The sequence below is a fragment of the Nonomuraea turkmeniaca genome, from assembly GCF_005889735.1.
In the GTDB taxonomy this organism is placed as follows: Bacteria; Actinomycetota; Actinomycetes; order Streptosporangiales; family Streptosporangiaceae; genus Nonomuraea; species Nonomuraea turkmeniaca.
This window is the reverse complement of the sequence record NZ_VCKY01000167.1, coordinates 1-23062: the sequence shown is the minus strand read 5'-3', so window position 1 is coordinate 23062 and position 23062 is coordinate 1. Positions and strand designations below refer to the sequence as shown.

The window sequence follows — 23062 nt, the reverse complement described above, 5'->3', positions numbered from 1 at the left end:
GGGGTGGGCTGTGGGGATCTGTGAGTTCTCTGTGAGCGGAGGCCCCGCCACACGGGGGTCTGCGGCGCGGCGGGGGCCGTCCACAGAAAACTCTTAGTGTCAGGCGGCGACCTCGGCGGGTTGCCGGTCCGGGAGCGGGAGCCGGTTGACGAGGGCCGGTTCGGCGCTAGGGAGGAGACGGGAGGCCAGGGCGATCAGCACGCCCAGGACGACGCCGATGCCGAGCGCGGCACGCAGGCTGGTGGCGTCCGACAGGAAGCCGATCACCACCGGGCCGAGCAGCAGACCCGCGTACCCCATCGCCCCGGCCTGCGCGATCGCCGGACCGGGCGCGTCGGTCACGGTCCCGGCGAGCGACAGCGTGAGCGGCGAGATCGTCGCCACGCCGAGCCCGACGAAGAACATCGCGAACACGGCCACCAGCGCCGCCGGAGCCAGCAGCACCACCGCGAAGAACCCGGCCGTGGCCACCCCGGAGACGGTCAGCATGCCCCGGACGCCGAACCGGGTCCGCAGCCGGTCGCCGATGAGCCTGGCGATCAGCATGCCCGCCTCGAAGACCGGATAGCCGAGCGCCGCCAGGGCCTCGGGGGCGCCGAGCTCGTTGCGCATGTACAGGCCGTTCCAGTCGGCGACCGTGCCTTCCACCATGAAGGCGAAGAACATGATGGCGCCGAGCAGGTAGACGATCGGCGGCATACGGCGCCGGGCCGTTGCCGTGGTCTCCGCCGCCGGGGCCTCCGGCAGGTACGCGCGGCCGAGCACCACCATGACCGGGAGCGAGGCCAGGCCGACCAGCGCCACGTTGGCGGTGAACGACAGGCCCAGGGCGATCGACACGCTGCCCAGGGCGCCTGCCGAGATCGCGCCGACGCACCAGCCCGCGTGCATGCCGTTCATCAGCGGACGGCCGTACGCCTGCTCGACCGTGGAGCCCTGGGCGTTCATGGCGACGTCCACCATGCCGAACGCCATGCCGAAGAACGCCACGGCCACCATGAGCCACGGGAGGTCTGGGGCGAATGCCACTGCCACGAGACCGAGCGCGGTCAGGGGGCCGCCGATCCGCAGGACCGTCCTGCTGCCTGCGCGGGCCATGATCCGGCGCATGGACTGCATGGTCAGCAGGGCGCCTAGGCCCCATGCCAGCAAGATGGCGCCGACCGCGGACTCGGACAGGGCGAGTTTGTCGGTCAGGGACGGGATGCGCACGGTCATCGTGCCCACCATCAGGCCGGCAAGGACGAAGGTGAGGACCGCTCCGTAGCGGGCGTTCCTCAGGTCGCGGGTCATTCGGCACACCTCTCAAGATCGCAATTTAACCTGGGTCGTACGTCGACGCATGGGAACGTTGGGACAGGGGTGGAGGAGCGGCGCCCTTCGGGGCGCGGGAAACGGTGGCGGCGGCTCTTTCGGCGCCCGCGGCGTTCCACCGGCAGGACCCGAGGCGGCTGCCGAGGGCTCCACGCGGTGCGAGGCGCGCTAGGCCGCGCGACGCCGTGCGGCCTGGCACCATGCGGTCCGAAGGTCGCGGTGCCTCGGCGTGACCGATCGCAGCCAGGCGCGGTCGGGTGCGGTCCTCGCCGGACCTACCGACTGAGGGCCTCGGCGGCGGGCCGGGTCAGGGCGCTTTGTGCGGCGGTTTCAGCAGGGCGCTCAGCCGGTCCTCGAGGGCTCGCAGGTCGTCATCGGTGTTCAGCTCCGGGTCGTGGCTGGCCACGTCCCAGAGCCCTTCACACGCGAGCCGTACGATCTGCGAAGCCCGTGGATCCGGCTCCTCGCTCAGCCCCTCGCGGTGCCATCGGGCCATCGCCTCACGGAGCGGTGCGAGCAGGAAGAGGTTGCCCGACGCCCCGGTGACGACCGCCCATCGTCGCAGGCGGCCCGATCGGACGGCGGTCAGCGTGGCGCCCAGGTAGCGCTCGGTGTAGGTCTCGCCTGGCTGAGCGGCCATGAGCTCGTCGAAGTCCTCGATCAACCGCTCCACCATGCCTCTGATCAAGGCCTCTTTGGAGCCGTAGTGATAGAGGAGTCCGCCCTTGCTCACGCCGGCCCGCTCAGCGACGGCCGCCAGTGTGAGCGCGGCCGAGCCCTGGTCGCAGAGGAGCTCCTCCGCCGCGTCCAAAAGCTCGTCTCGTCTCATGTGTCTACTGTACCGTCCGGACGGTACAGTCGCAAACGAGATACCCTGGGCAGGTGACCAGACCGTCGGCCTATCTTGATCATGCAGCGACCACACCCATGCTGCCCGAGGCGATCGAGGCCATGACGGAGCAACTCAAACGCGTCGGCAATCCTTCCTCGCTGCACGCGGCGGGCCGCCAGGTGCGCAGAGTGGTCGAGGAGTCGCGGGAGACGATCGCCGACGCGCTCGGCGCCCGGCCCAGCGAGGTCGTGTTCACCTCGGGCGGCACCGAAGCGGACAACCTGGCGATCAAGGGACTCTACTGGGCGCGGCAGCCGCGGCGGCGCGTGCTGCTCAGCTCCGTGGAGCACCACGCCGCGCTCGACCCGGCGCATTGGCTGGCCGGCAGCCAGGGCGCGGAGGTCGAGCTGCTGGAGGTCGACGCGTACGGCCGGGTGCACCCGGACACGCTGCGTGCCGCGATCGAGCGCGACCCCGACGACGTGGCCATGATCAGCATCATGTGGGCCAACAACGAGGTCGGCACCGTTCAGCCGGTGCGGGTGCTGGCGGCGGTCGCCCGCGACCACGGCATCCCGTTCCACACCGACGCGGTGCAGGCGATCGGGCAGCTGCCGGTGTCGTTCGCCGCGTCGGGGGCCGACGCGCTCACGCTGACCGGCCACAAGGTCGGCGGCCCGATGGGGGTCGGCGCGTTGTTGCTGGCCAGAGGGCTGACCCCGGTGTCCGTGCAGCACGGTGGGGGGCAGGAGCGCGACGTGCGCTCCGGCACGCTGGACGCGCCCGCCATCGCGGGGCTCGCCGCCGCCGTCAGCACCGCCGTCAAGCACCGTGAGGCCCTGAGCCGCCACCTGACGGAGCTGCGTGACGAGCTCATCGAACGGGTCCGCCAGGCCGTGCCGGACGTCGTGCTCAACGGCGACCCGGCCGACCGGCTGCCCGGCAACGCCCACTTCTCCTTCCCCGGATGCGAGGGCGACGCGCTGCTCATGCTGCTCGACGCCAAGGGCGTGGAGTGCTCGACGGGCTCAGCCTGCTCGGCCGGTGTGGCGCAGCCGTCACACGTGCTGCTGGCCATGGGGGCCGACGCGGCCGCGGCACGGGGGTCGCTCAGGTTCACGCTGGGCCACACCTCGACGCGCGAGGACGTCGACCGGCTGATCGAGGTGCTCCCGGCGGTCGTCGAACGCGCCCGCCGGGCCGGCCTGAGCTGAGACCCCCAACGGTCAGCTGAGGAAGGGGGCCACGGCGGTCCATCCGGCGTCGGTGCCGACGTCGACCCGGGGCTCGCCCTCCTCCCAGCTCACGATGAGCTCCTTGGCGTGGATCGCGGCGTCGCCGGTCGGGTCGGCGTACACGTGGATGGTCCGCAGGCCCTCGGTGCTCAGGTGCGCGGCGAGGACCGCGTCGTCACGCAGCTTCAGCATGCGCGCGGCCAGCCGCTCCTCGAAGTCGCGCAGCGCCGTCAGCGACTCGCCGATCGGCAGGCCGGCCTCGTCGCGGTGCGCGTACGGCAGCGTGATGGCGATGTGCTGGTCGAACAGCGGATAGTCGACCGGGCGCAGCGGATAGCGGGCCGTGGCGACGAGCGGCGCGCCGGCCGCCGTCTGCCCTTCGAGCAGGATCCACTGCTCCTCCTCGAAGCCGGAGGCCACGTCGGCGACCACGGCGGGCAGGTGCACGGCGGGCACCGCGTCGATCGGCTCGAACGTGACGGCCGTGATCTCGCCCACCCACCTGGCCACGTCGTCCTCGCCGAGCACCCAGTCCAGGGCCAGCAGCGTGGTCTCCAGCCTGGTGTCCTCGTCGAGCTCGCCGAAGATCGGATGGTACGCGGCCACGTCCACCCGCGGGGTGTCCCGCGGCGCCCGCAGGCCCAGCATCAGCTTGTCGAGCGCGAACTCGAAGCCCCCCACGTCCAGCGTGAGCTCCAGCGCCTGCGGATTGACCTGCCGTGACGGGTGGAACTCCCACAGCAGGTCCCCCTCCGGCGCGCCCTTGGCCCAGCGGTGCGCGAGCGGGCGCAGCTCGGCGTCGCCCGCCGCGGTCACCACCAGGGCGTGCATGGCGTTCCTGCCGGGGGCCACCTCCCAGACCAGGCCGGGATCCAGGGCGGCGACGGCCGGGGCGAGCAGGTCCTCCAGCCCTCCGGTGTCGCCCGCGGCCACGAGCGAGTCGAGCCGCGGCCTGGTCTCCTGCCACCATGTCCAGAACTCGGCGATCCCGTCTCCGCGCGGCTCGTCGTCCTCGTCGTCTGCGTCCTTGCGCCCGAACAGTCGCATGGGCTGAATACTCCCAGATCCCCGCCATGGTCGCGCACTCCCCGCCGGACAGTACGCTGGATAGGTCATGGGATTGCGTGTGCTTGCCGCCATGTCGGGCGGCGTCGACTCCGCCGTGGCCGCCGCTCGGATCGCCGAGGCGGGCCACGATGTCACTGGTGTGCACCTCGCCCTGTCAGCCAACCCCCAATCCCACCGCACGGGCGCTCGGGGCTGCTGCACGATCGAGGACTCACGGGATGCGCGGCGCGCCGCCGACGTGATCGGCATCCCGTTCTACATCTGGGACATGGCGGAGCGTTTCCAACGCGACGTGGTCGAGGACTTCGTGGCCGAATACGCGGCGGGCCGCACGCCCAACCCGTGCCTGCGGTGCAACGAGAAGATCAAGTTCGCCGCCGTGCTGGACCGGGCGCTGGCCCTGGGCTTCGACGCGGTCGCCACCGGCCACCACGCCAGGCTGGTCGACGGGGTCCTGTCCAGGAGCGTCGACGAGGGCAAGGACCAGTCCTACGTGCTGGGCGTGCTCACCCGCGAGCAGCTCGGCCACGCGATCTTCCCGCTGGGTGACTCGACCAAGGCCGAGGTGCGCGAGGAGGCCGCCAGGCGCGGCCTGACCGTCGCCGACAAGCCCGACAGCCACGACATCTGCTTCATCGCCGACGGCGACACGCGTGGCTTCCTGGCCAAGCGCCTCGGGTCGGCGGAGGGGCCCATCGTGGACCAGAGCGGCGAGGTCGTCGGCAGCCATCAGGGCGCGCACGGGTTCACCATCGGCCAGCGCAAGGGCCTGCACATGGACCGCCCGGCCGCGGACGGGCGGCCGCGCTACGTGTTGTCGATCGAGCCGGTGTCCAACACGGTCACGGTCGGGCCGCGTACGGCGCTCGAGGTCACCTCGATCACCTGTGGCCCGCCGGTCTGGAACGGCCCGTCCCGCTTCGACGACCTGACCGTGCAACTGCGGGCGCACGGGGAGGTCTACCCGTGCCGGTTCGAGGAGGCCGGCGGCGGGCTCCGCGTCGATCTCGACCGCCCGGCCACGGGCGTGGCCGCCGGCCAGGCGGCCGTGCTCTACTCCGGTGACACCGTGATCGGCTCGGCGACCATCGTCTCCGCTAGCCGAGCCTGACCGACTCGCCGACCTGGAGCCGGCGGATGTCGGTGCCCTGCTTGTCGGACTCGAACTTCAGCCAGTTGTCCACGAGCCCGAGGCCGCGATCGTTGAGCAGGCCGTCGTGGGTGGAGTACGCCCTGGCGGGGCGGACCGTGCGCAGATAGTCCACCATCTCCGACATCTTCAGCCAGGGCGCGTTGGTCGGCACCAGCAGCGTGGGCACCTCACCCTCGGGCACGGTGAGCGCGTCGCCGGGGTAGAAGACCTCATCGTCCACCAGGAAGCCGACATTCTGGACGATCGGCCAGTCGGGGTGGTTCTTCGCATGCCACTCGCCGAACACCTTCACCCCGAAACCGGCCGTCTCGAAGCCGTCGCCGTGGCGTACCACGTTCACCTTGACCGGCACGTCGGACAATTCGCCGGCGACGCCCTCGCAGGTCCAGATTTCCACACCCGGCGGGGCGGTCGCGAGCTTGGCCGGGTCGACGTGGTCGAAGTGCTGGTGCGTGATCAGCACCGCGTCGGCGCCGTCGAGCACCGGGTCGTCGGTGAACGCCCCCGGGTCGATGACGAGGACCCTGCCGTTCTTCTCCAGGCGTACGCACGCGTGGCCGTACTTGGTCAGCTCCATTCGCCAGAGCCTACGCTGGTACCCATGTCTACGTGGGAAGCCACCGGAGTCGGCTCGCATCCGGGAGAGAACCATTTTGAGTCGCTCAGAGTCGTCTTCGGTGAGGTGCCCGGGCTGCCGTACCTGCCCGAGCTGCCGGCCAGGGGCGTCGGCGCCGACATGGTCGGCAGGACGGCCGCGCTGCTGATCGATCTGCCCGTCGAGGTGCAGCCGTCCGGGTGGCGGCTGACCGACCGGCCGGGGCGTGATCATCAGCGGGCCGTCGATCATCTGCGGCGGGACCTGGACGGGCTCGAGGAGATCGGGCACGACTACGCGGGGCCGCTGAAGCTGCAGGTGTGCGGGCCGTGGACGCTGGCCGGGACGATCGAGCTGAAGTACGGGGACAAGGTGCTCTCCGACGCCGGTGCCGTCCGCGATCTGACCGCGTCGCTCGCCCAGGGGGTCGCGGATCACTGCGCCGAGGTGCGGCGGCGGCTGCCCGGGGTGACGGAGATCGTGTTGCAGCTCGACGAGCCGGGGCTGCCGGGGGTGCTGGCCGGGACCGTCCCGACGGCCTCGGGGTTCGGCCGGCTGGCCGCCGTGGAGGAATGGCGGGTCGAGGAGTCGTTGCGGTCGTTCGACGATCCAGTCGTGCACTGCTGCGCGCCCTCCGTGCCGTTCGACGTGTTGCGGCGGGCGGGGGTGCGCGGGGTGTCCGTGGACGCCTCGCTGCTGCGCCGGCGGGACGAGGACGCGCTGGGGGAGCTCGGCGAGGCCGGGGTGACGTTCCTGCTCGGGGTCGTGCCGGGCAGGGACGTGCGGTTGCCGGATGTGGGAGCGATCGCCAAGCCGGCGGTGGAGTTGTGGCGGCGGCTCGGGTTCGCGCCGGACACGCTGGCCGGGCAGGTCGTGCTGACCCCGGCGTGCGGGCTGGCCGGGGCGTCGCCCGCCTATGCGAAGGCGGCGTTGGCGGCTTGCAGGAAGGCCGCCCAGGTGCTCAGGGAGGATCCTGCGAGCGGCATGCGAGAGGGCTGAGGAGCGCCGGCTGAGACGTGTGGTTGTCGGTGCTCGGCGGTAGCGTTTGCTCAGGTCGTTGAACGAGAGGAGATGGCCCGTGAGCAGCGAATCGAGCGTCGAGGGCGTGCCCGTGACCGCGCTCAAGCGGCATGCCGAGGTGAGCGAGCTGGTCGAGGACGCTCGCTGGCGCTACTACGTGCTCGACCAGCCCACGGTCAGCGACGCCCAGTTCGACGAGTGGTTCAAGGAGCTGCTCGCGCTGGAGGAGGCCCACCCGTCGCTGCAGACGCCCGACTCGCCGACACAGAAGGTCGGCGCGCCGGTCTCGGGCGACTTCGCCAAGGTCCAGCACCTGGCCAGGATGGAGAGCCTGGACAACGCCTTCGACGGCGAGGACATGGCCGGGTGGGCGACGCGTGCCGAGCGGCTGGCCGAAGGCGACCCCGGGCCCTATCTGTGCGAGCTGAAGATCGACGGGCTGGCGATCGCGCTGGTCTACCGCGACGGCAAGCTGGAGCGCGGCGCCACCCGGGGCGACGGGCGCACCGGCGACGACGTCACGGCCAACGTTCGCACGATCAAGGGGGTCCCGCACCGGCTCAAGGGCGACGACGTGCCGAGCCTGGTCGAGGTGCGCGGCGAGGTCTACATCCCGGTCGAGGACTTCAAGAAGCTCAACGAGCAGCTCGTCGAGCAGGGCAAGGCGCCGTTCGCCAACCCGCGTAACTCGGCGGCGGGCACGCTGCGGCAGAAGGATCCGCGCATCACGGCGCAGCGGCCGCTGCGGATGCTGGTGCACGGCATCGGCGTCTGGGAGGGCGCGACGGAGCCGCGGCGGCAGTCGGAGGTCTATGACCGGCTGCGGGAGTTCGGGCTGCCGGTGAGCGATCTCTACAAGGTGGTGCCGGGGCTCGACGACGTCAACGCGTACATCGAGCATTACCGCGAGCACCGGCACGATCCGGCGTACGAGATCGACGGGGTCGTCGTCAAGATCGACGACTTCCGCACGCAGCGCGAGCTGGGCTCCACCTCGCGGGCGCCGCGATGGGCGATCGCGTACAAGTATCCGCCGGAGGAGGTCAACACCAAGCTGCTCGACATTCAGGTGGGGGTGGGCAGGACCGGGCGGGTCACGCCGTACGCGGTGATGGAGCCGGTCGTGGTGTCCGGCTCGACCGTCGAGCGGGCCACACTGCACAACGCGGCCATCGTGGTCAAGAAGGGTGTGCTCGTCGGCGACACCGTCGTGCTGCGCAAGGCGGGCGACGTCATCCCCGAGATCGTCGGGCCGGTCGCGGCGCTGCGTGACGGGTCCGAGCGGGAGTTCGTCATGCCGACGCACTGCCCGGAGTGCGGGACGCAGCTGGCGTACGAGAAGGAGGGCGACGCCGACCTGCGCTGCCCCAACGCCCGGAGCTGTCCGGCGCAGATCAGGGAGCGCATCTACTTCGCGGCCGGCCGCTACGCGCTCGACATCGACGGGCTCGGCTACGTCGCGGCCACCGCCCTCACGCAGCCGCTGCCGCCGCAGGAGCCCGTGGTGCGCACCGAGGCCGACCTGTTCGACCTGAAGATCGAGCAGCTCATCCCGATCAAGTCGGTGGTCCGCGACCAGGACACCGGCCTGCCCAAGATCGACCCCAAGACCGGTGAGCAGAAGATCGTCTCCTTCTTCTCCAACATCAACGGCGAGCCCAGCCAGAACGCCCGCCTGATCCTGGCGGAGCTGGAGGAGGCCAAGCAGGTGCCGCTGTGGCGGGTGCTGGTCGCCCTGTCCATCCGGCACGTCGGGCCGCCCACGGCGCGCAAGCTCGCCGACGCCATGCGGTCGATCGACGCCATCATGAACGCCTCGGAGGAGGAGCTGGCCGCGGTCGAAGACGTCGGGCCACGGATGGCCGCCACGATCAAGGAGTGGTTCGGGGTCGACTGGCATCGGGAGATCATCGAACGGTGGCGCGCCGCCGGGGTGCGGATGGAGGACGAGCCGGCGCCGGAGAAGGGGCCCCAGACCCTCGAAGGATTGACGTTCGTGGTCACGGGGACCCTGGAGGGATACACGCGGGACTCGGCTTCCGAAGCGCTGGCCGGCCAGGGCGGGAAGGTGGCCTCGTCGGTGTCGAAGAAGACGTCGTTCCTGGTGGCGGGGGAGAACGCCGGGTCGAAGTATGACAAGGCGGTCACTCTAGGGGTGCCGATCCTGGATGGGGCCGGGTTCGAGGTCCTGCTGAAGAACGGGCCGGAGGCGGCGGCGCAGGTGGCGATCAAGCCCGAAGAGGCTTAGGCAGGGCCGGGCGGGACGGCTCCTGGAGTGCCCCGGCGCCGGGGGCGCCTTTCGCGGTGGCGTGACCCGTCAGGTGGCGCGCACCGATGAGCACGCGGACGGCGCGGGCGGCGCGGCGACGGTGCGGGCGGCGCGGACGGTGCGGCGACGGCTGCGTACGGCCGGGGTGTGCGGGCGCTAGGAGCTTGCGCGCATGAGGCGTGGGTTTGCGGGCATGGTGCGCACGGGTCACGGCCGGCGGTCGGCCCGTGGGACGTGGTTGTGGGCCCGGCACGCATACGGATGGCTGAACATTTGCTACGCACGGTTGTTTTTGGGTATATGTCGGAAAGGAGAACTACGGACCGTACGCGCTTGGTTTCGCGAAGTGGGGTGAAGGTCGTACCCTCCCATAGTGACCTAATGGGGGTTCTGTTACCGATGACTGACCCAACCGACACCCGCGACACCGGACCACGCGTCGGCACGCCGCTGTGGGCGTTCCTCGCCGGCGTCACCGCAATCGGCTTCACCGCCCTCATCGTGGCGATGATCAGGCTGGACTGGGTGGCGCTCGCAGAGCCGGCCCGCACGGCACTGTTCTGGGTTCTGGCGGTGCTCGTGATCCTGGGCGAGCTCAGGCCCGTGATGGTGTCGTCCGCCAGCCTGGTGGGCGGCACATACCCGTCCACCATGTTCACCTTCGCCGTCCTGCTGCACTTCGGGCTGCCGGTCGCGGTGTTGATGCAGGGCGTCGCCGTCGTCGTCAACGGGGTGGTGACGCGCAAGTCGTGGCATCGGGTTATGTTCAACATCGCGCAGTCGACCCTCGCGCTGACCGCGGCGGCCGTGGTGCTGGGGGCGTTCGGGATCGTGCCGAGCCCGGCCGCGCCGTGGGAGCCCACCGGCGGTCACCTGCCGGCGATCGCGCTGGCCGGGATCGCGTACTTCGCCTCCAGGGCGACGCTGGTCAGCGGGGCGGTCGCGCTGCACGAGCGGCGTTCGATCGTCCGGGTGCTGAAGGTCACCGTGGGGCCGCAGAGCCTCGTCTACGCCGCGCTGCTCGGGCTGGCGCCCCTGGTCGTCGTGGTCATGAACCATTCACCCGGCCTCGTGCCGCTCTTCGTCGCCCCCTTGGCGGCCGTCTACTTCACCGCCACCCTGTCCATGCGCCGCGACCACCAGGCCCTGCACGACGAGCTGACCGGCCTGCCCAACCGCAAGATGCTCATCGTGAGCACCGAGGAGGCGCTCGCCGAGGCCCGCCAGGACGAGCGGGTCGGCCTGTTCCTGCTCGACCTGGACCGGTTCAAGGAGGTCAACGACACGATGGGCCACCCGGTGGGCGACCGGCTGCTGCAGATGGTGGCGCACCGGCTCACCCATTCCGTCCGGCCCAAGGATGTCGTGGCCCGGCTGGGCGGTGACGAGTTCGCCGTGCTGCTGCCCTCGATCAGGGACGCCCACGCGGCCAGAGAGGTGGCGGCCAGGCTGCGCGCGGCGCTGACCGAGCCGGTTCGGCTTGAAGGCATGACCTTCGACGTGGACGCCTCGGTCGGGATCGCGCTCTATCCCGATCACGCGCCCGACTTCGAGCTGCTGCTTCAGCGGGCCGACGTGGCGATGTACCTGGCGAAGGAGGGACGCACCGGCGTCGAGCTCTACCAGCCGGACAAGGACCGCAACTCGCCCGAGCGGCTCACGTTACTCGGGGACCTCCGCCGCGCCATCGACAACCGGGAGCTGCGGCTGCACTACCAGCCCAAGGTGAGCCTGGACAGCGGTGCCGTCCAGGGGGTGGAGGCGCTGCTGCGCTGGCGGCATCCGGTGCACGGGCCGATAGCGCCTTCCGAGTACGTCCCCCTGGCCGAGCAGTCCTACCTGATGCGGCAGCTGACCGCGTACGTCATCGAGGAGGCGCTCGAACAGGCCGCCTGCTGGTGGCACACCGGGCTCAGGGTGCAGATCTCCGTCAACATCTCCGCCCGCGACCTGCTCGACTCGGCCCTGCCCGAGCAGTTGGAGGTGGGCCTGGCCAAGTACGGGCTGCCGCCGGCGGCCATCCAGCTGGAGGTGACCGAGCGCATCCTGACCGGCGACCAGGCGTACACCCAGGAGACCATCAAGGCGCTGGCCACGCTCGGCGTGCCGCTGGCCCTGGACGACTTCGGCACCGGCTACTCCTCGCTGATCAGGCTGCAGCGGCTGGCGGTGTCCGAGGTCAAGATCGACGCCTCGTTCGTCCGCAGGATCGCCGAGTCAGAGGACGACGACCGGATCGTGCGCTCGATCGTGGACCTGGTGCGCTCGCTCGGGCTGCGTTCGGTGGCCGAGGGCGTCGAGTCGGACGAGGTCGCCATACGGCTGGCCAAGATGGGCTGTGACGGCGGGCAGGGATGGTTGTTCGGCAAGCCCATGCCGGCCGCCGACGCCACGGTCTGGCTGCGCGAGCGCTCCGAGGCCGCGGCCGCCCAGGTCGAGTACGGTTATCAGCCCGAGGTCAGCCGGTCCGCCTGACCCGCGGCCACCAACCCGAGGTCGGCCGGTCCGCCTGGCTTCTCAGAGCCGGGGGACCTTCCCCGCCGGCCGCGCGGGTGTCCACTTGGGCCGGCTTTTCCAGAGGATTCGCCGGAGCAGGTACACCGGCAGGAGCAGGGTCGCGAGCGAGAAACCCGCCCACAGCAGGAGGCCGACCAGGTCGTAGTGCCCGGGGCGGAAGACCTTGACGTCGTGCCCGGCGTCGAGCGCCGCCACCCGCTCGCCCTCGGCCAGCTCGCCCGGCCCGTACCCGTAGATCCAGGCGTCCGGCTTGGTCACCGAGCCGTCCGCGGACACGTAGACGCCGTTCCAGGTGCACGGGCCGCGGCCCGAGCAGTCCAGCTCCCCCGCGGTGAAGTGCCCCATCGTGCCCTCCATCCGCGCGGCCCGGAACTCTAACTGAGCACTGTCCACGGTGATGACGGTCATCAGCACGCCGACCAGCAGCACCAGTGGCATGGTCAAGAAGATCAGGATGACCAGGCATCCCGCGCCGCACCCGTTACGCTCCTCCATGGCCCCACCCCCCGAAGAGGCAACGAGCGGCAGGCCAGGATGGTTCGGCGTGTTGCGGCGCGGTTAACGGTTCGGGGGCGCTACGTCAAGCCCCCTAGGATGGCAGTGTCCAAAGACTCCATCCACGAAACGGGTTAAACGACTCATGTCCGCCATAACCCGCGACGAGGTCGCACACCTGGCCCGGTTGTCCAGGCTGGCGCTCACGGATGACGAGCTCGATCACTACGCAACCCAACTCGATGCCATCATCGAGGCGGTCGCGAAGGTGTCCGAGGTCGCCGCCGAGGACGTGCCGCCGTCGTCGCACGCGCTTCCGCTGACCAATGTCTTCCGTGCCGACGAGGTGCGACAGTCCCTGACCCCCGAGCAGGCGCTCTCCGGCGCGCCCGCCGTCGAGGACGACCGCTTCCAGGTGCCGCGCATCCTCGGGGAGGAGGCATGAGTCTGATTCGCAAGACCGCTGCCGAGCTGGGGGCGATGATCGCCGCCGGCGACGTGTCGGCCGTCGAGGTGGCCGAGGCGCACCTGGACCGCATGGCCGAGGTGGAGCCCAAGGTCAAGGCGTTCCTGCACGTGGACCGCGAGGTCACGCTGGAGCAGGCGCGGGCCGTCGACGCCAGGCTCAGGGCGGGCGAGAAGCTCGGGCCGCTGGCCGGCGTGCCGATCGCGCACAAGGACATCTTCTCCACTCACGACATGCCGACGACGGCCGCGTCCAAGATCCTCGAGGGCTGGCGGCCGCCGTACGACGCGACCGTCACCAAGCGGCTGCGCGAGGCCGGGCTGGTCTTCCTGGGCAAGACGAACCTCGACGAGTTCGCCATGGGCTCCTCGACGGAGAACTCCGCCTACCACCCGACGCACAACCCGTGGGACCTGACGAAGGTGCCGGGCGGCTCGTCCGGCGGTTCGAGCGCTGCCGTGGCCGCGTACGAGGCGCCGCTGTCCACCGGCACCGACACGGGCGGCTCCATCCGGCAGCCCGCGGCCGTGACCGGCATCGTGGGCATGAAGCCGACGTACGGCGGCTCGTCCCGCTACGGGATCATCGCGTTCGCGAGCTCGCTCGACACGCCCGGCCCGTTCGCGCGTAACGTGCTCGACGCGGCGCTGCTGCACGAGGCGTTCTCCGGGCACGACCCGATGGACTCCACCTCCGTCGACGCCCCGGTCCCCAGCGTGGTCGAGGCGGCGAAGAGCCCCGACATCGCCGGCATGCGGATCGGCGTCGTCAAGGAGTTCTCCGGCGAGGGCTACCAGGCCGGCGTGCTGGCCCGCTACAACGAGGTCGTCAAGCTGCTGGAGTCGCTCGGCGCCACGGTCGTCGAGGTCTCCTGCCCGTCGTTCACGACCGCGCTCCCGGCCTACTACCTGATCGCGCCGTCGGAGTGCTCGTCCAACCTGGCCCGCTTCGACGCCATGCGTTACGGCCTGCGCGTCGGCGACGACGGCACCCGCAGCGCCGAGGAGGTCATGGCGCTGACCCGGGCCGCCGGTTTCGGCCCCGAGGTCAAGCGGCGCATCATGCTCGGCACGTACGCGCTGTCGAGCGGCTACTACGACGCCTACTACGGCCAGGCACAGAAGGTGCGCACGCTCATCGCCCGCGACTTCGAGGCCGCCTACCAGCAGGTCGACGTGCTGGTGTCGCCGACCACGCCGACCACGGCGTTCGCGATCGGCGAGCGCGCCGACGACCCGATGGCGATGTACCTCGCCGACCTGTGCACCATCCCGTCCAACCTGGCCGGCAACGCCGCCATGTCGGTGCCCTGCGGCCTGGCCGACGAGGACGGCCTGCCCGTCGGCCTGCAGATCATGGCGCCGGTCCTGGCCGACGACCGCTGCTACCGCGTCGGCGCCGCCGTGGAGAAGGCCCTGGAGAGCCGCTGGGGCGGCCCACTGCTGAAGGAGGCCCCGTCGCTATGACCATGGTCTATGACGAAGCGCTCGACCGGTTCGAGCCGGTGCTCGGCCTGGAGACCCACGTCGAGCTGGGCACGAAGTCGAAGATGTTCTGCGGCTGCAAGACCGCCTTCGGCGCCCCGCCCAACACCCAGGTCTGCCCGACCTGCCTGGCGCTGCCCGGCGCGCTGCCCGTGGCCAACGCCATGGCCATCGAGTCGACGATCCGCATCGGCCTGGCGCTGAACTGCTCGATCGCCGAGTGGTGCCGCTTCGCCCGGAAGAACTACTTCTATCCGGACATGCCGAAGAACTACCAGATCTCGCAGTACGACGAGCCACTCTGCTTCGACGGCTACCTCGACGTCGAGGTGGGCGGCGAGACCGTGCGGATCGAGATCGAACGGGTGCACCTGGAGGAGGACACCGGCAAGTCGACCCACGTGGGCGGCGCGACCGGGCGCATCCACGGGGCCGACTACTCGATCGTCGACTACAACCGCGCGGGCATCCCGCTGGTCGAGATCGTCACCAAGCCCATCCCGGGCACCGACCGGCTGGCGCCGGAGGTGGCCAAGGCGTACGTCACCGAGCTGCGCGAGATCATGCGCTCGCTCGGCGTCTCCGACGTGCGCATGGAGGAGGGCTCGCTGCGCTGCGACGTCAATGTCTCGCTGATGCCGCGTGGCTCGTCCGAGTGGGGCACCCGCACGGAGACCAAGAACGTCAACTCGCTGCGCAGCGTCGAGCGGGCCGTGCGGAGCGAGATCGAGCGGCAGGCCGCGGTCCTCGCCGAGGGCGGGAAGATCGTCCAGGAGACCCGGCACTTCCACGAGGACACCGGCACGACCACGTCCGGCCGGTCCAAGGAGGAGGCGCAGGACTACCGCTACTTCCCCGAGCCCGACCTGGTGCCGATCGCGCCGGACACCGCGTGGGTGGCCGAGCTGAAGGCGGGGCTGCCCGAGCTGCCGTCGGTCAGGCGCAAGCGGCTGCAGGCCGAGTGGGGGCTGTCCGACCTGGACATGCAGGCCATGCACAACGCCGACGCGTTCGACCTGGTGGAGGCCACGGTCGCGGCGGGCGCGCCGGCGGCGGACGCGCGTAAGTGGTGGATGGGAGAGCTGGCGCGGCGCGCCAACGAGACCGGGGTGCCGCTGGCGGACCTGCCCATCACGCCCGCGCAGATCGCGCGCGTGACCGAGCTGGTGGCCTCGGGGGCGCTCAACGACAAGCTGGCCCGCGAGGTGCTCGAAGGCGTGCTGGCCGGCGAGGGCACGCCCGACGAGGTGGTCGAGACGCGCGGGCTGCAGATCGTCAGCGACGAGGGCGAGCTGCTGGCGATCATCGATCAGGTGCTGGCGGACAACGCCGACGCGGCCGAGAAGGTGCGGTCCGGGAAGATCGCGGCCGCCGGTGCGCTGGTGGGCGGCGTCATGCGGGCCAGCAAGGGCAAGGCCGACGCGGCCCGGGCCCGGCAGCTGATCCTGGAGAAGCTGGGCGTCTCGGAGTAACGCTCGTTCGAGAGGGCCCCGCCGCTTCGGTGGCGGGGCCCTTCTGCGTGCGGGTCCTAGGTCCAATTGCCGGTGCGGGTCTAGGGCCCCCGCTGGAGGTGCGGAGCCGGAGGTGGTCGTAGGTTCGTCGGCATGACGAGGAGAGCACTGACGGCGGGCCTGGTGGCGATGGTGTCGCTGGTGGCCTTCGAGTACATGGCGGTCGCGATCGCCATGCCGGTCGTGGCCAAGGAGCTCGGCGGGCTGGAACTGTACGGATTGGCATTCAGCGGCGCGATGGCCGCGAGCGTGATCGGCACGGTGCTCGGCGGCCGGTGGGCGGACGTACGCGGCCCTCAGGCGCCGCTGTGGACCGGGGCGGTGGGGTTCGCGGTCGGGCTGACGGTGGCGGGGCTGGCGCCGAGCATGGAGGTGCTGATCGCGGGCCGGTTCCTGCAGGGTTTCGGCGGGGCGCTGGTCAGCGTGGCGTTGTACGTCGTGGTGGCCAGGGTCTACCCCGAGAGCCTGCACCCCAGGATCTTCTCGTTGTTCGCGACCGCGTGGGTGGTGCCCTCGATGGTGGGGCCGGCGATCGTGGGCGTGGTGACCGACACGCTGGGATGGCGCTGGGTGTTCCTGCTGGTGCCGATCCTGACCGTGCTCTCCGGCCTGGTGCTGCTGCGCGGCCTGGCCGGGCAGCCGGTCAGCGGCGGGCAGGGCGAGCCCGCACCCGGGTTGATGGGCAAGGTCGCCTGGGCGGCCGTGACCGCCGTCGGCGCCGGCCTCATGCAGTACGGCAGCAGCGGGGACCGCTTCCCCCTGCTGATCGCCGGCATGGTGGTCCTGGCTGTCGCGCTCCCGAGGTTGCTTCCCCGCGGCACGCTCCGGGCCGCCCGCGGGCTGCCTGCCGTCGTGGGCCTGCGCGGCCTGTCGGCCGGGTCGTTCTTCGCGGCCGAGGTGATGGTGTCGCTCATGCTGGTCGACCACCGCGGCCTGCCCACGTGGGCGTCCGGGCTCGCGCTCATGGGCGGCTCGCTGACCTGGTCGTTCGCCTCCTGGGTGCAGGGGCGTGAGTTCTTCAGCAAGAAGACGAACCTGCGGCTCGGCTCGGCCATGATGGCGCTGGGCATCCTGATCATGGGTACGGTGGCGTTCACCACGGTGCCGGTGGCGCTGGCGTACCCGTCGTGGATCATCACCGGGTTCGGGATCGGGCTGGTGTACCCGACGCTGTCGGTGCTCACGCTGGAGTTGTCGGCGCCCGGCGAGCAGGGCAAGAACAGCTCGGCGCTGCAGGTGGGCGAGTCGGTGTTCTCGGTGGTCGCGGTGGCCGTCACGGCCGCGCTGTTCGCGCCCACTGAGTCGGGTTACTGGACGGTGTTCGCGGCCACGCTGGTCATGGCGCTGGCCGGGCTGGCCATCGCCGGGCGGTCGATCAAGGACGGTCCCGCCGCAAGGGCGGAACCGTCCCAAGAGTCGCTCACCCGACCCGCGTGACGTTCGCCCGCCGGGTGAGGAGCTTCCTGAACAGGGGCGTGAGCAGGGCCAGGACCGACAGCGCCAGCAGCACGGCCGCCACCGGGCTGCGGACCAGCACGGTCACGTCGCCCGCGCCGATGGCCAGGGCCCGGCGCAGCTGGATCTCCGCCATCGGGCCCAGGATCATGCCGATCACGGCGGGGGCGACCGGCAGGCCGAAGCGGCGCATGGCGAACCCCAGCAAGCCCAGCAGGAACAACACGAACAGGTCCACGATGGTGCCGTTCAGTGCGTACACGCCGAGGGCGGCGAAGAGCACGATCCCGGCGTACAGGTACGGGCGCGGGATCCGCAGCACCCGCGCCCACGCCGGCGCGAGGGGCAGGTTCAGCACCAGCAACATCGTGTTGCCGATGAACAGCGACGCGATCATGCTCCACACCAGCGCCGGGTTGTGGTCGAACAGCTGCGGTCCGGGCTGCAGGCCGTACTGCTGGAAGGCGGCCAGCAGGATCGCCGCCGTCGCCGACGTGGGCAGGCCCAGCGTGAGCAGCGGGACCAGGGTGCCGGCCGCGGAGGCGTTGTTGGCCGCCTCGGGGCCGGCGACGCCTTCGATGGCGCCCTTGCCGTACTCCTCCTTGGCCACACCCTTGGCCAGGCGCTTCTCCGCCGCGTACGACAGGAACGTGGGGATCTCCGCCCCGCCGCCGGGCAGCGCGCCGAACGGGAAGCCCAGCGCCGTTCCGCGCAGCCAGGGCCGCCAGGAGCGCCGCCAGTCCCTCCGGCCCATCCACGCCCGGCCGACGGGCACCACTTCGGGCGTCGCGTGACGCAGCCGCGAGGCCACGTACAGGGCCTCGCCGAGGGCGAAGAGGCCGACCGCGACGATCACCACGTCGATGCCGTCCAGCAGTTGCGGGATGCCCAGCGTGAGCCGCGCCTGCCCGGTCTGCTGGTCGATGCCGACCAGCCCGATCGTCAGGCCGAGCCCCAGGGCGGCCAGACCGCGCACGATCGAGCGGGACAACACCGACGACACGGCGGTGAACGCCAGGATCGCCAGCGCGAAGTAGTCCTCAGGACCGAACGAGATCGCGAACGCCACCACCGCAGGCGCCGCCACCACCAGCAGGGCGGTCGCGATGGTCCCGGCCACGAACGAGCCGATGGCCGCCGTGGCCAGGGCCTGGGCGGCCCGCCCGCGCCTGGCCATCTTGTTGCCCTCCAGCGCCGTGATCATCGACGAGGACTCGCCGGGCGTGTTGAGCAGGATGGAGGTGGTCGAGCCGCCGTACATGCCGCCGTAGTAGATGCCGGCGAACATGATGAACGCGCTGGCCGGCGGCACCGTGAACGTGATCGGCAGCAGCAGTGCCACCGTCATCGCGGGCCCGATGCCGGGCAGCACGCCGACGAGGGTGCCGAGCGTGACGCCGACGAGGGCGTACAGGAGGTTCTCGACGGTGAGGGCGGCGGCGAACCCGTCGAGCAGGAGCTGCAGCGACTCCACCTAGATCACCCCCTGCAGCGGGCCGCCGGGCAGCGAGACGCCGAGGCCCTTGACGAACAGCAGGTACGTGGCGATCCCCATGACGACCGCGACCACGGCCGCGCGCACCTTGTGCTCGGCGCCGAGCGCCACCGACAGCCCGAAGAACAGCAGGCTCGCGCCGATGATCCAGCCGAGCACGTTCAGCAGCGCCGCGAACGCCAGGAAGATCCCGCTGACCAGGCCCACGCTGCGCCAGTCCGCGGGCGCGTCCGCGTCCACGTCCTCGCTCTCCTCGGGGTCGCCGTGCCCGCCACGCAGCACGTCGATCACGTAGAACAGGCCGACGACCACCATTGCCCCGCCGACCAGCATGGGGAAGAACCGCGGCCCGATGCCGAGCTGGGAGGCCGCCGCCGAGACGTCCAGCGTCCCGGCGATCACGAACACGCCCAGCCCGAGCACCACGACCGCGAGCCCGAGCTCGGGCCGCCACCAGCGAGCCATCAGGAGACGAGCCCCATCTCGGCGATGATGGCCTTGACCCGGGTCTGCTCGGCGTTCAGGTAGTCGGCGAACTGCTGACCGGTCTGGAAGGAGTCGATCCAGCCGTTCTTGGCCACCGCGTCCTTCCACGCCTGCGAGTCGTGCATCTTGGTGACCAGGTCGGTCAGGGCCTTCTTGTCGGCGTCGGAGAGCCCGCCGGGGGCCACGAAGCCGCGCCAGTTGGCCAGCTCCACGTCCAGGCCGCCCTCCTTCAGCGTGGGCACGTCCAGGCCCTCGATCCGCTCGCCCGAGGTCACGCCGAGCGCGCGCAGCTTGCCGGACTTCACGTGCTCGGCGAACTCGCCGATGCCCGAGATGCCCGCGCTGACCTTGTTGCCGAGGAGCTGGTTGAGCGCCTCGCCGCCGCCCGAGTTGGCGATGTAGTTGACCTGCTTGGGGTCCACGCCCGCGGCCTTGGCCATCAGGCCGGCCACGATGTGGTCGGTGCCGCCCGCGGAGCCGCCCGAGATCGACACCTTGCTCGGGTCGGCCTTCCACGCGGCCGTCATGTCGGCCAGCGTCTTGAACGGGGACTCGGCCGGGACCACGACGATCTCGTACTCCTCGGTCAGCTTGGCGATGGGCGTGGTCTCGGCCAGCGTGACCTTCGACTTGTTCTGCTCGATGGCGCCCACCATGACCAGGCCCATGGTCATCAGCAGGTTGCCGTTGCCCTTCTCACCGGCGAGTTGCGCCAGGCCGATCGTGCCGCCCGCGCCGGGCACGTTGAACACCTCGACCTTCCGGTCCGGGGCGGCCGACTTGAGCGCCTGCTCAGCGGTGCGCGAGGTCTGGTCCCAGCCGCCGCCCGGCGCGGCCGGCGCCATGATGCGCAGGGTGCCGGAGGAGGCGGTGGTGCCGTTCTGGCCGCCGCAGCCAGTGAGTGCGGCCAGGGAGAGCGCCGCGAGTGCGGCGAATATGCGCAGGCGCATGATCACTCCAAGGGGGATTTCACGGTTATGGAACTGGGATGGTGAATCCCCTTTCCGCCCACGTCGAGGCTTTGCACGCTTGCCGTCATAGTGGTCGTATTGGTCGCGACCTGGGCGTGACCTGGGTTTGTTTCCATGTGCCCTGTGAGATGGGTGCGTAACGCCTCCCTAGGGACCCAGCTGTTCGTGCTCCAGATGGTGATCGTGCTGCTCGCCGTCGGGGGCACGGCCGGCGTGTGGGCCGGGCACACGCGTAACCAGCTCGACAGTCTGCACCAGCAGCGCGCGCTCGCCATCGCCCAGTCCGTGGCCGCGCTGCCCCAGGTCCGCGACGCCTTCGAGCTCCAGAACCCGGAGACCGTGCTGCAGCCGCTGGCCATGAGCGTCCAGCAGCAGACCGGCGCCGACTACGTCGTGATCGCCAACGCCGAGCAGACGCGCTACGCCCACCCCAACACCTCGCTGATCGGCAAGAAGTTGTCCACCGACGGCACCACCGTGCTGCGGACCGGCCAGGACTGGGTCGGCACCGAGACCGGCACGATCGGCACCACGGTCCGGGGAAAGACCCCGATCCGCGACGAGTACGGCAACGTGATCGGCCTCGTCTCGGTCGGCGTGCTGGAGACCACGGTCATGGGCCAGCTCGGCGGCGCGCTGCCGCCGCTGGTGTGGACGGCACTGGCGGTCATGCTGGCCGGCCTCGCGCTGGCCGCGCTGATCACCGTGCGGGTGCGCAGGCAGACGTTCGGCCTGGAGCCCAGAGAGATCGCCGCCCTGCTGGAGCAGCGCGAGGGCGTGCTGCACGGCGTCAAGGAAGGCGTGCTCGCGCTCGACCTCGGAGGCCGCGTGACGCTGGTCAACGACGCCGCCCGCGAGCTGCTGGGCGACGTCGGCGAAGACCTCGGTCAGATGCCGGTCTCCGACCGCATGCGCGACGTGCTCGGCGGCGCCGACCCGGGCGAGGACCGCGTCGTGCTGCACGGCGATCGGGTGCTGGTGCTCAACCGCACCCCGGTCTCCGTACGCGGGCAGCACCGCGGCTGGGTGATCACTCTCAGGGACCGCACCGAGCTGGTCCGCCTGGCCCGCGAGCTCGACGACACCAGCAGCGCGACCGAGGCGCTGCGGGCCCAGGCGCACGAGTTCGCCAACCGCATGCACACCGTCGTCGGCCTGCTGGAGCTGGGCGAGCACGAGGCCGCGATCAGCTTCATCACCCGCACCACCCGCGGCACGTACGCCACCGACCTGCGCGAACGCGTCCAGGACCCCACCCTCGCCGCCCTCCTGCTCGCCAAGTCCGCCGAGGCGGCCGAGCGCGGCGCCACGCTCGTGCTCTCGGAGGACTCCCACGTTCCCGAGGGCTTGCTCGGCGACCCGCAGGACGCGGTCCTGGTGGTCGGCAACCTGGTCGCCAACGCCATCGACGCGCTCGACGGCGCGGCGGGCACGATCGAGGTGTCGGTGCAGGCGGACTCCGGCGGGCTGCGCGTACGGGTCGGCGACTCCGGGCCCGGCATCGCCCCGGACCTGGTGGACGAGGTCTTCAGGGAAGGCTTCACCACCAAGGCCGCCCACTCGGGGCCGCGCGGCCTCGGCCTGGCTCTCACCAGGCAGGCCTGCCTGCGCAGAGGAGGATGGGTACGGGTAGCGAACTCCGAGGGAGCGGTCTTCACCGCCCTCCTGCCGGCAGGACGCGGACATGGGTGATCTACGGGTTCTGGTGGTGGACGACGACTTCATGGTCGCGCGCATCCACAGCGGGTACGTGTCCCGGGTGCCCGGCTTCCAGGTCGTCGCCATGGCGCACAACGGCGCGGACGCGCTCACCGCGGTGGCCGAGCTGCGCCCCGATCTCGTGCTGCTCGACATCTACCTGCCCGACATGTCCGGCCTGGAGGTGCTCAAGGCGCTCCGCGACGTGGACGTCCTCATGATCAGCGCCGCCCGCGACGTGTCCACGGTCAAGGAGGCCATGCGCGGCGGCGCGGTCAACTACCTGATCAAGCCGTTCACCGCCGCCGCCCTCACCGAACGCCTCCAGCGGTACGCCGACACCCGCAAGCGCCTGACCGCCATCGGCCCCGAGGCCCGCCAGGACGACGTGGACCGCCTCTTCGGCACGTACACGTCGGCCGCCCCCATGCCGAAAGGGTTGTCCGCCGCCACGTGCGCGCTGGTCGCGGATACGCTGCGGGAGGCGGGCCGTGACCTGTCGGCGGCCGAGGCGGCCGAGCTCGCGGGCCTGTCGCGGGTCAGCGCCCGCCGCTATCTCGAACATCTGTGCGCGGTGGGCCAAGCCGAGTTGCGGCCACGTTACGGCACGGCCGGACGTCCGGAACATCGCTACCGGTGGCTAGGTTGACACATTTCCGTAGCCATTTCCCGTGACATATGCGGATCCGCGTGCCTTACTGTTGCCTGAGACTTGGCTGCGGAGCGGGAGGAGATTGAGGCGTGCGAAACGCCGGACCGATCGAATCACCGACCGACCCGTTCGCCTCGGTGCCGTTGCCCACGTCGGCAGTCTCCAAGAAGCCGCGGATCGAAGGATTACCCCCGGGGGTCTCCCGGGACATCTTCGGCCCGCAGGCTCGGCAGGAGCCCCGGCCGGCACAGAGCCCGAGCGCGCCGGGCGGTCCATCGGGAAGCGCGCTGCCACCGGTGGCGCCGCCGGCGCAGCCATGGCCCATGAAGGACAGGGAGCCGTCGGC

General features: G+C 71.0%; 19 protein-coding genes and 1 pseudogene. 12 read left to right on the top strand and 8 right to left on the bottom strand.

The window, feature by feature from the left end:
• Positions 1-99 precede the first annotated feature (99 nt).
• Positions 100-1293, bottom strand: a complete 1194-nt coding sequence (locus ETD86_RS36955) for an MFS transporter (RefSeq protein WP_138671288.1) — start codon at positions 1291-1293, stop codon at positions 100-102.
• 328 nt (positions 1294-1621) lie between these two features.
• On the bottom strand, positions 1622-2143 hold the full coding sequence (locus tag ETD86_RS36950; RefSeq protein WP_138671287.1) for a TetR/AcrR family transcriptional regulator: 522 nt from the start codon (positions 2141-2143) through the stop codon (positions 1622-1624).
• A gap of 53 nt (positions 2144-2196) precedes the next feature.
• Between ETD86_RS36950 and ETD86_RS36945 the strand changes: the two genes are divergently transcribed.
• Positions 2197-3360 (top strand): cysteine desulfurase family protein, encoded by a 1164-nt coding sequence (locus tag ETD86_RS36945; protein ID WP_138671286.1) that lies wholly within the window; start codon positions 2197-2199, stop codon positions 3358-3360.
• A 12-nt stretch (positions 3361-3372) separates the two neighbouring features.
• Here ETD86_RS36945 and ETD86_RS36940 read toward each other — a convergent pair whose 3' ends face one another.
• The gene (locus tag ETD86_RS36940; RefSeq protein ID WP_138671285.1) at positions 3373-4428 is read right to left on the bottom strand and encodes a DUF695 domain-containing protein; all 1056 of its coding nucleotides are present in this window, start codon (positions 4426-4428) and stop codon (positions 3373-3375) included.
• Positions 4429-4495: 67 nt separating this feature from the next.
• Between ETD86_RS36940 and mnmA the strand changes: the two genes are divergently transcribed.
• On the top strand, positions 4496-5560 hold the full coding sequence (gene mnmA, locus ETD86_RS36935) for a tRNA 2-thiouridine(34) synthase MnmA (RefSeq protein ID WP_211370553.1): 1065 nt from the start codon (positions 4496-4498) through the stop codon (positions 5558-5560).
• Here the strand turns inward: mnmA and ETD86_RS36930 are convergent.
• Positions 5547-6179 carry an MBL fold metallo-hydrolase gene (locus ETD86_RS36930; RefSeq protein ID WP_138671284.1) on the bottom strand — a complete coding sequence of 211 codons (633 nt, stop codon included), beginning with the start codon at positions 6177-6179 and terminating at the stop codon, positions 5547-5549. The genes mnmA and ETD86_RS36930 overlap by 14 nt on opposite strands.
• Positions 6180-6203: 24 nt before the next feature.
• Here ETD86_RS36930 and ETD86_RS36925 point away from each other — a divergent pair, with 24 nt between their 5' ends.
• The 3 genes from ETD86_RS36925 (at position 6204) to ETD86_RS36915 (ending at position 11961) form a co-directional block, all read left to right on the top strand.
• On the top strand, positions 6204-7196 hold the full coding sequence (locus tag ETD86_RS36925; protein WP_138671283.1) for a methionine synthase: 993 nt from the start codon (positions 6204-6206) through the stop codon (positions 7194-7196).
• A gap of 79 nt (positions 7197-7275) precedes the next feature.
• A complete protein-coding gene (gene ligA / locus ETD86_RS36920; RefSeq protein ID WP_138671282.1) occupies positions 7276-9465 on the top strand; it encodes an NAD-dependent DNA ligase LigA in 2190 nt (729 codons plus the stop codon).
• Between the two features lie 420 nt (positions 9466-9885).
• On the top strand, positions 9886-11961 hold the full coding sequence (locus ETD86_RS36915; protein WP_138671281.1) for a putative bifunctional diguanylate cyclase/phosphodiesterase: 2076 nt from the start codon (positions 9886-9888) through the stop codon (positions 11959-11961).
• A 42-nt stretch (positions 11962-12003) separates the two neighbouring features.
• On the opposite strand, the gene ETD86_RS55780 is transcribed toward ETD86_RS36915, so the two are convergent.
• Positions 12004-12498, bottom strand: coding sequence for a hypothetical protein (locus tag ETD86_RS55780; RefSeq protein WP_170223461.1), 495 nt, complete (start codon positions 12496-12498; stop codon positions 12004-12006).
• A 145-nt stretch (positions 12499-12643) separates the two neighbouring features.
• Here ETD86_RS55780 and gatC point away from each other — a divergent pair, with 145 nt between their 5' ends.
• The 4 genes from gatC to ETD86_RS36895 all read left to right on the top strand — a co-directional run bounded on the left by gatC (position 12644) and on the right by ETD86_RS36895 (position 17396).
• Complete coding sequence (gene gatC, locus ETD86_RS36910; RefSeq protein ID WP_138671280.1) at positions 12644-12943, top strand: Asp-tRNA(Asn)/Glu-tRNA(Gln) amidotransferase subunit GatC; 300 nt, start codon at positions 12644-12646, stop codon at positions 12941-12943.
• A complete protein-coding gene (gene gatA, locus ETD86_RS36905) occupies positions 12940-14430 on the top strand; it encodes an Asp-tRNA(Asn)/Glu-tRNA(Gln) amidotransferase subunit GatA (RefSeq protein WP_138671279.1) in 1491 nt (496 codons plus the stop codon). Before gatC ends, gatA begins: the two co-directional genes overlap by 4 nt.
• Positions 14431-14432: 2 nt before the next feature.
• Positions 14433-15920, top strand: coding sequence for an Asp-tRNA(Asn)/Glu-tRNA(Gln) amidotransferase subunit GatB (gatB, locus tag ETD86_RS36900; protein ID WP_138671290.1), 1488 nt, complete (start codon positions 14433-14435; stop codon positions 15918-15920).
• Positions 15921-16052: 132 nt separating this feature from the next.
• Positions 16053-17396, top strand: coding sequence for an MFS transporter (locus ETD86_RS36895; RefSeq protein WP_246148771.1), 1344 nt, complete (start codon positions 16053-16055; stop codon positions 17394-17396).
• Here the strand turns inward: ETD86_RS36895 and ETD86_RS36890 are convergent.
• Genes ETD86_RS36890 through ETD86_RS36880 form a run of 3 tightly spaced genes read right to left on the bottom strand, consistent with a single transcriptional unit; the run spans position 17380 to position 20345 of the window.
• Positions 17380-18888, bottom strand: a complete 1509-nt coding sequence (locus ETD86_RS36890) for a tripartite tricarboxylate transporter permease (RefSeq protein ID WP_138671278.1) — start codon at positions 18886-18888, stop codon at positions 17380-17382. The two genes, ETD86_RS36895 and ETD86_RS36890, sit on opposite strands and share 17 nt — an antisense overlap.
• Positions 18889-19374 carry a tripartite tricarboxylate transporter TctB family protein gene (locus ETD86_RS36885; protein WP_138671277.1) on the bottom strand — a complete coding sequence of 162 codons (486 nt, stop codon included), beginning with the start codon at positions 19372-19374 and terminating at the stop codon, positions 18889-18891. It abuts the gene before it with no gap.
• Positions 19374-20345: a tripartite tricarboxylate transporter substrate binding protein gene (locus ETD86_RS36880; protein WP_138671276.1), complete on the bottom strand. Its 972-nt coding sequence runs from the start codon at positions 20343-20345 to the stop codon at positions 19374-19376. Before ETD86_RS36880 ends, ETD86_RS36885 begins: the two co-directional genes overlap by 1 nt.
• Positions 20346-20480: 135 nt before the next feature.
• Here ETD86_RS36880 and ETD86_RS36875 point away from each other — a divergent pair, with 135 nt between their 5' ends.
• From ETD86_RS36875 to ETD86_RS57420, 3 genes and pseudogenes are all read left to right on the top strand, one after another.
• A complete protein-coding gene (locus tag ETD86_RS36875; RefSeq protein WP_138671275.1) occupies positions 20481-22058 on the top strand; it encodes an ATP-binding protein in 1578 nt (525 codons plus the stop codon).
• Entirely contained in the window at positions 22051-22713 is a 663-nt protein-coding gene (locus tag ETD86_RS36870; RefSeq protein ID WP_138671274.1) for a response regulator, read from the top strand. The genes ETD86_RS36875 and ETD86_RS36870 overlap by 8 nt, the downstream gene beginning before the upstream one ends.
• A gap of 92 nt (positions 22714-22805) precedes the next feature.
• Positions 22806-23062 (top strand): annotated as a pseudogene (locus ETD86_RS57420) (hypothetical protein); the annotation flags it as partial.

Bases quoted from the DNA above. Each gene is read 5' to 3' on its own strand.
- ETD86_RS36955 (WP_138671288.1), bottom strand. From the start codon at position 1,293: ATGACCCGCGACCTGAGGAACGCCCGCTACGGAGCGGTCCTCACCTTC.
- ETD86_RS36950 (WP_138671287.1), bottom strand. From the start codon at position 2,143: ATGAGACGAGACGAGCTTTTGGACGCGGCGGAGGAGCTCCTCTGCGAC.
- ETD86_RS36940 (WP_138671285.1), bottom strand. From the start codon at position 4,428: ATGCGACTGTTCGGGCGCAAGGACGCAGACGACGAGGACGACGAGCCG.
- mnmA (WP_211370553.1), top strand. From the start codon at position 4,496: ATGGGATTGCGTGTGCTTGCCGCCATGTCGGGCGGCGTCGACTCCGCC.
- ETD86_RS36930 (WP_138671284.1), bottom strand. From the start codon at position 6,179: ATGGAGCTGACCAAGTACGGCCACGCGTGCGTACGCCTGGAGAAGAAC.
- ETD86_RS36925 (WP_138671283.1), top strand. From the start codon at position 6,204: ATGTCTACGTGGGAAGCCACCGGAGTCGGCTCGCATCCGGGAGAGAAC.
- ETD86_RS36915 (WP_138671281.1), top strand. From the start codon at position 9,886: ATGACTGACCCAACCGACACCCGCGACACCGGACCACGCGTCGGCACG.
- ETD86_RS55780 (WP_170223461.1), bottom strand. From the start codon at position 12,498: ATGGAGGAGCGTAACGGGTGCGGCGCGGGATGCCTGGTCATCCTGATC.
- gatC (WP_138671280.1), top strand. From the start codon at position 12,644: ATGTCCGCCATAACCCGCGACGAGGTCGCACACCTGGCCCGGTTGTCC.
- gatA (WP_138671279.1), top strand. From the start codon at position 12,940: ATGAGTCTGATTCGCAAGACCGCTGCCGAGCTGGGGGCGATGATCGCC.
- gatB (WP_138671290.1), top strand. From the start codon at position 14,433: ATGGTCTATGACGAAGCGCTCGACCGGTTCGAGCCGGTGCTCGGCCTG.
- ETD86_RS36895 (WP_246148771.1), top strand. From the start codon at position 16,053: ATGACGAGGAGAGCACTGACGGCGGGCCTGGTGGCGATGGTGTCGCTG.
- ETD86_RS36885 (WP_138671277.1), bottom strand. From the start codon at position 19,374: ATGGCTCGCTGGTGGCGGCCCGAGCTCGGGCTCGCGGTCGTGGTGCTC.
- ETD86_RS36880 (WP_138671276.1), bottom strand. From the start codon at position 20,345: ATGCGCCTGCGCATATTCGCCGCACTCGCGGCGCTCTCCCTGGCCGCA.
- ETD86_RS36875 (WP_138671275.1), top strand. From the start codon at position 20,481: ATGTGCCCTGTGAGATGGGTGCGTAACGCCTCCCTAGGGACCCAGCTG.
- ETD86_RS36870 (WP_138671274.1), top strand. From the start codon at position 22,051: ATGGGTGATCTACGGGTTCTGGTGGTGGACGACGACTTCATGGTCGCG.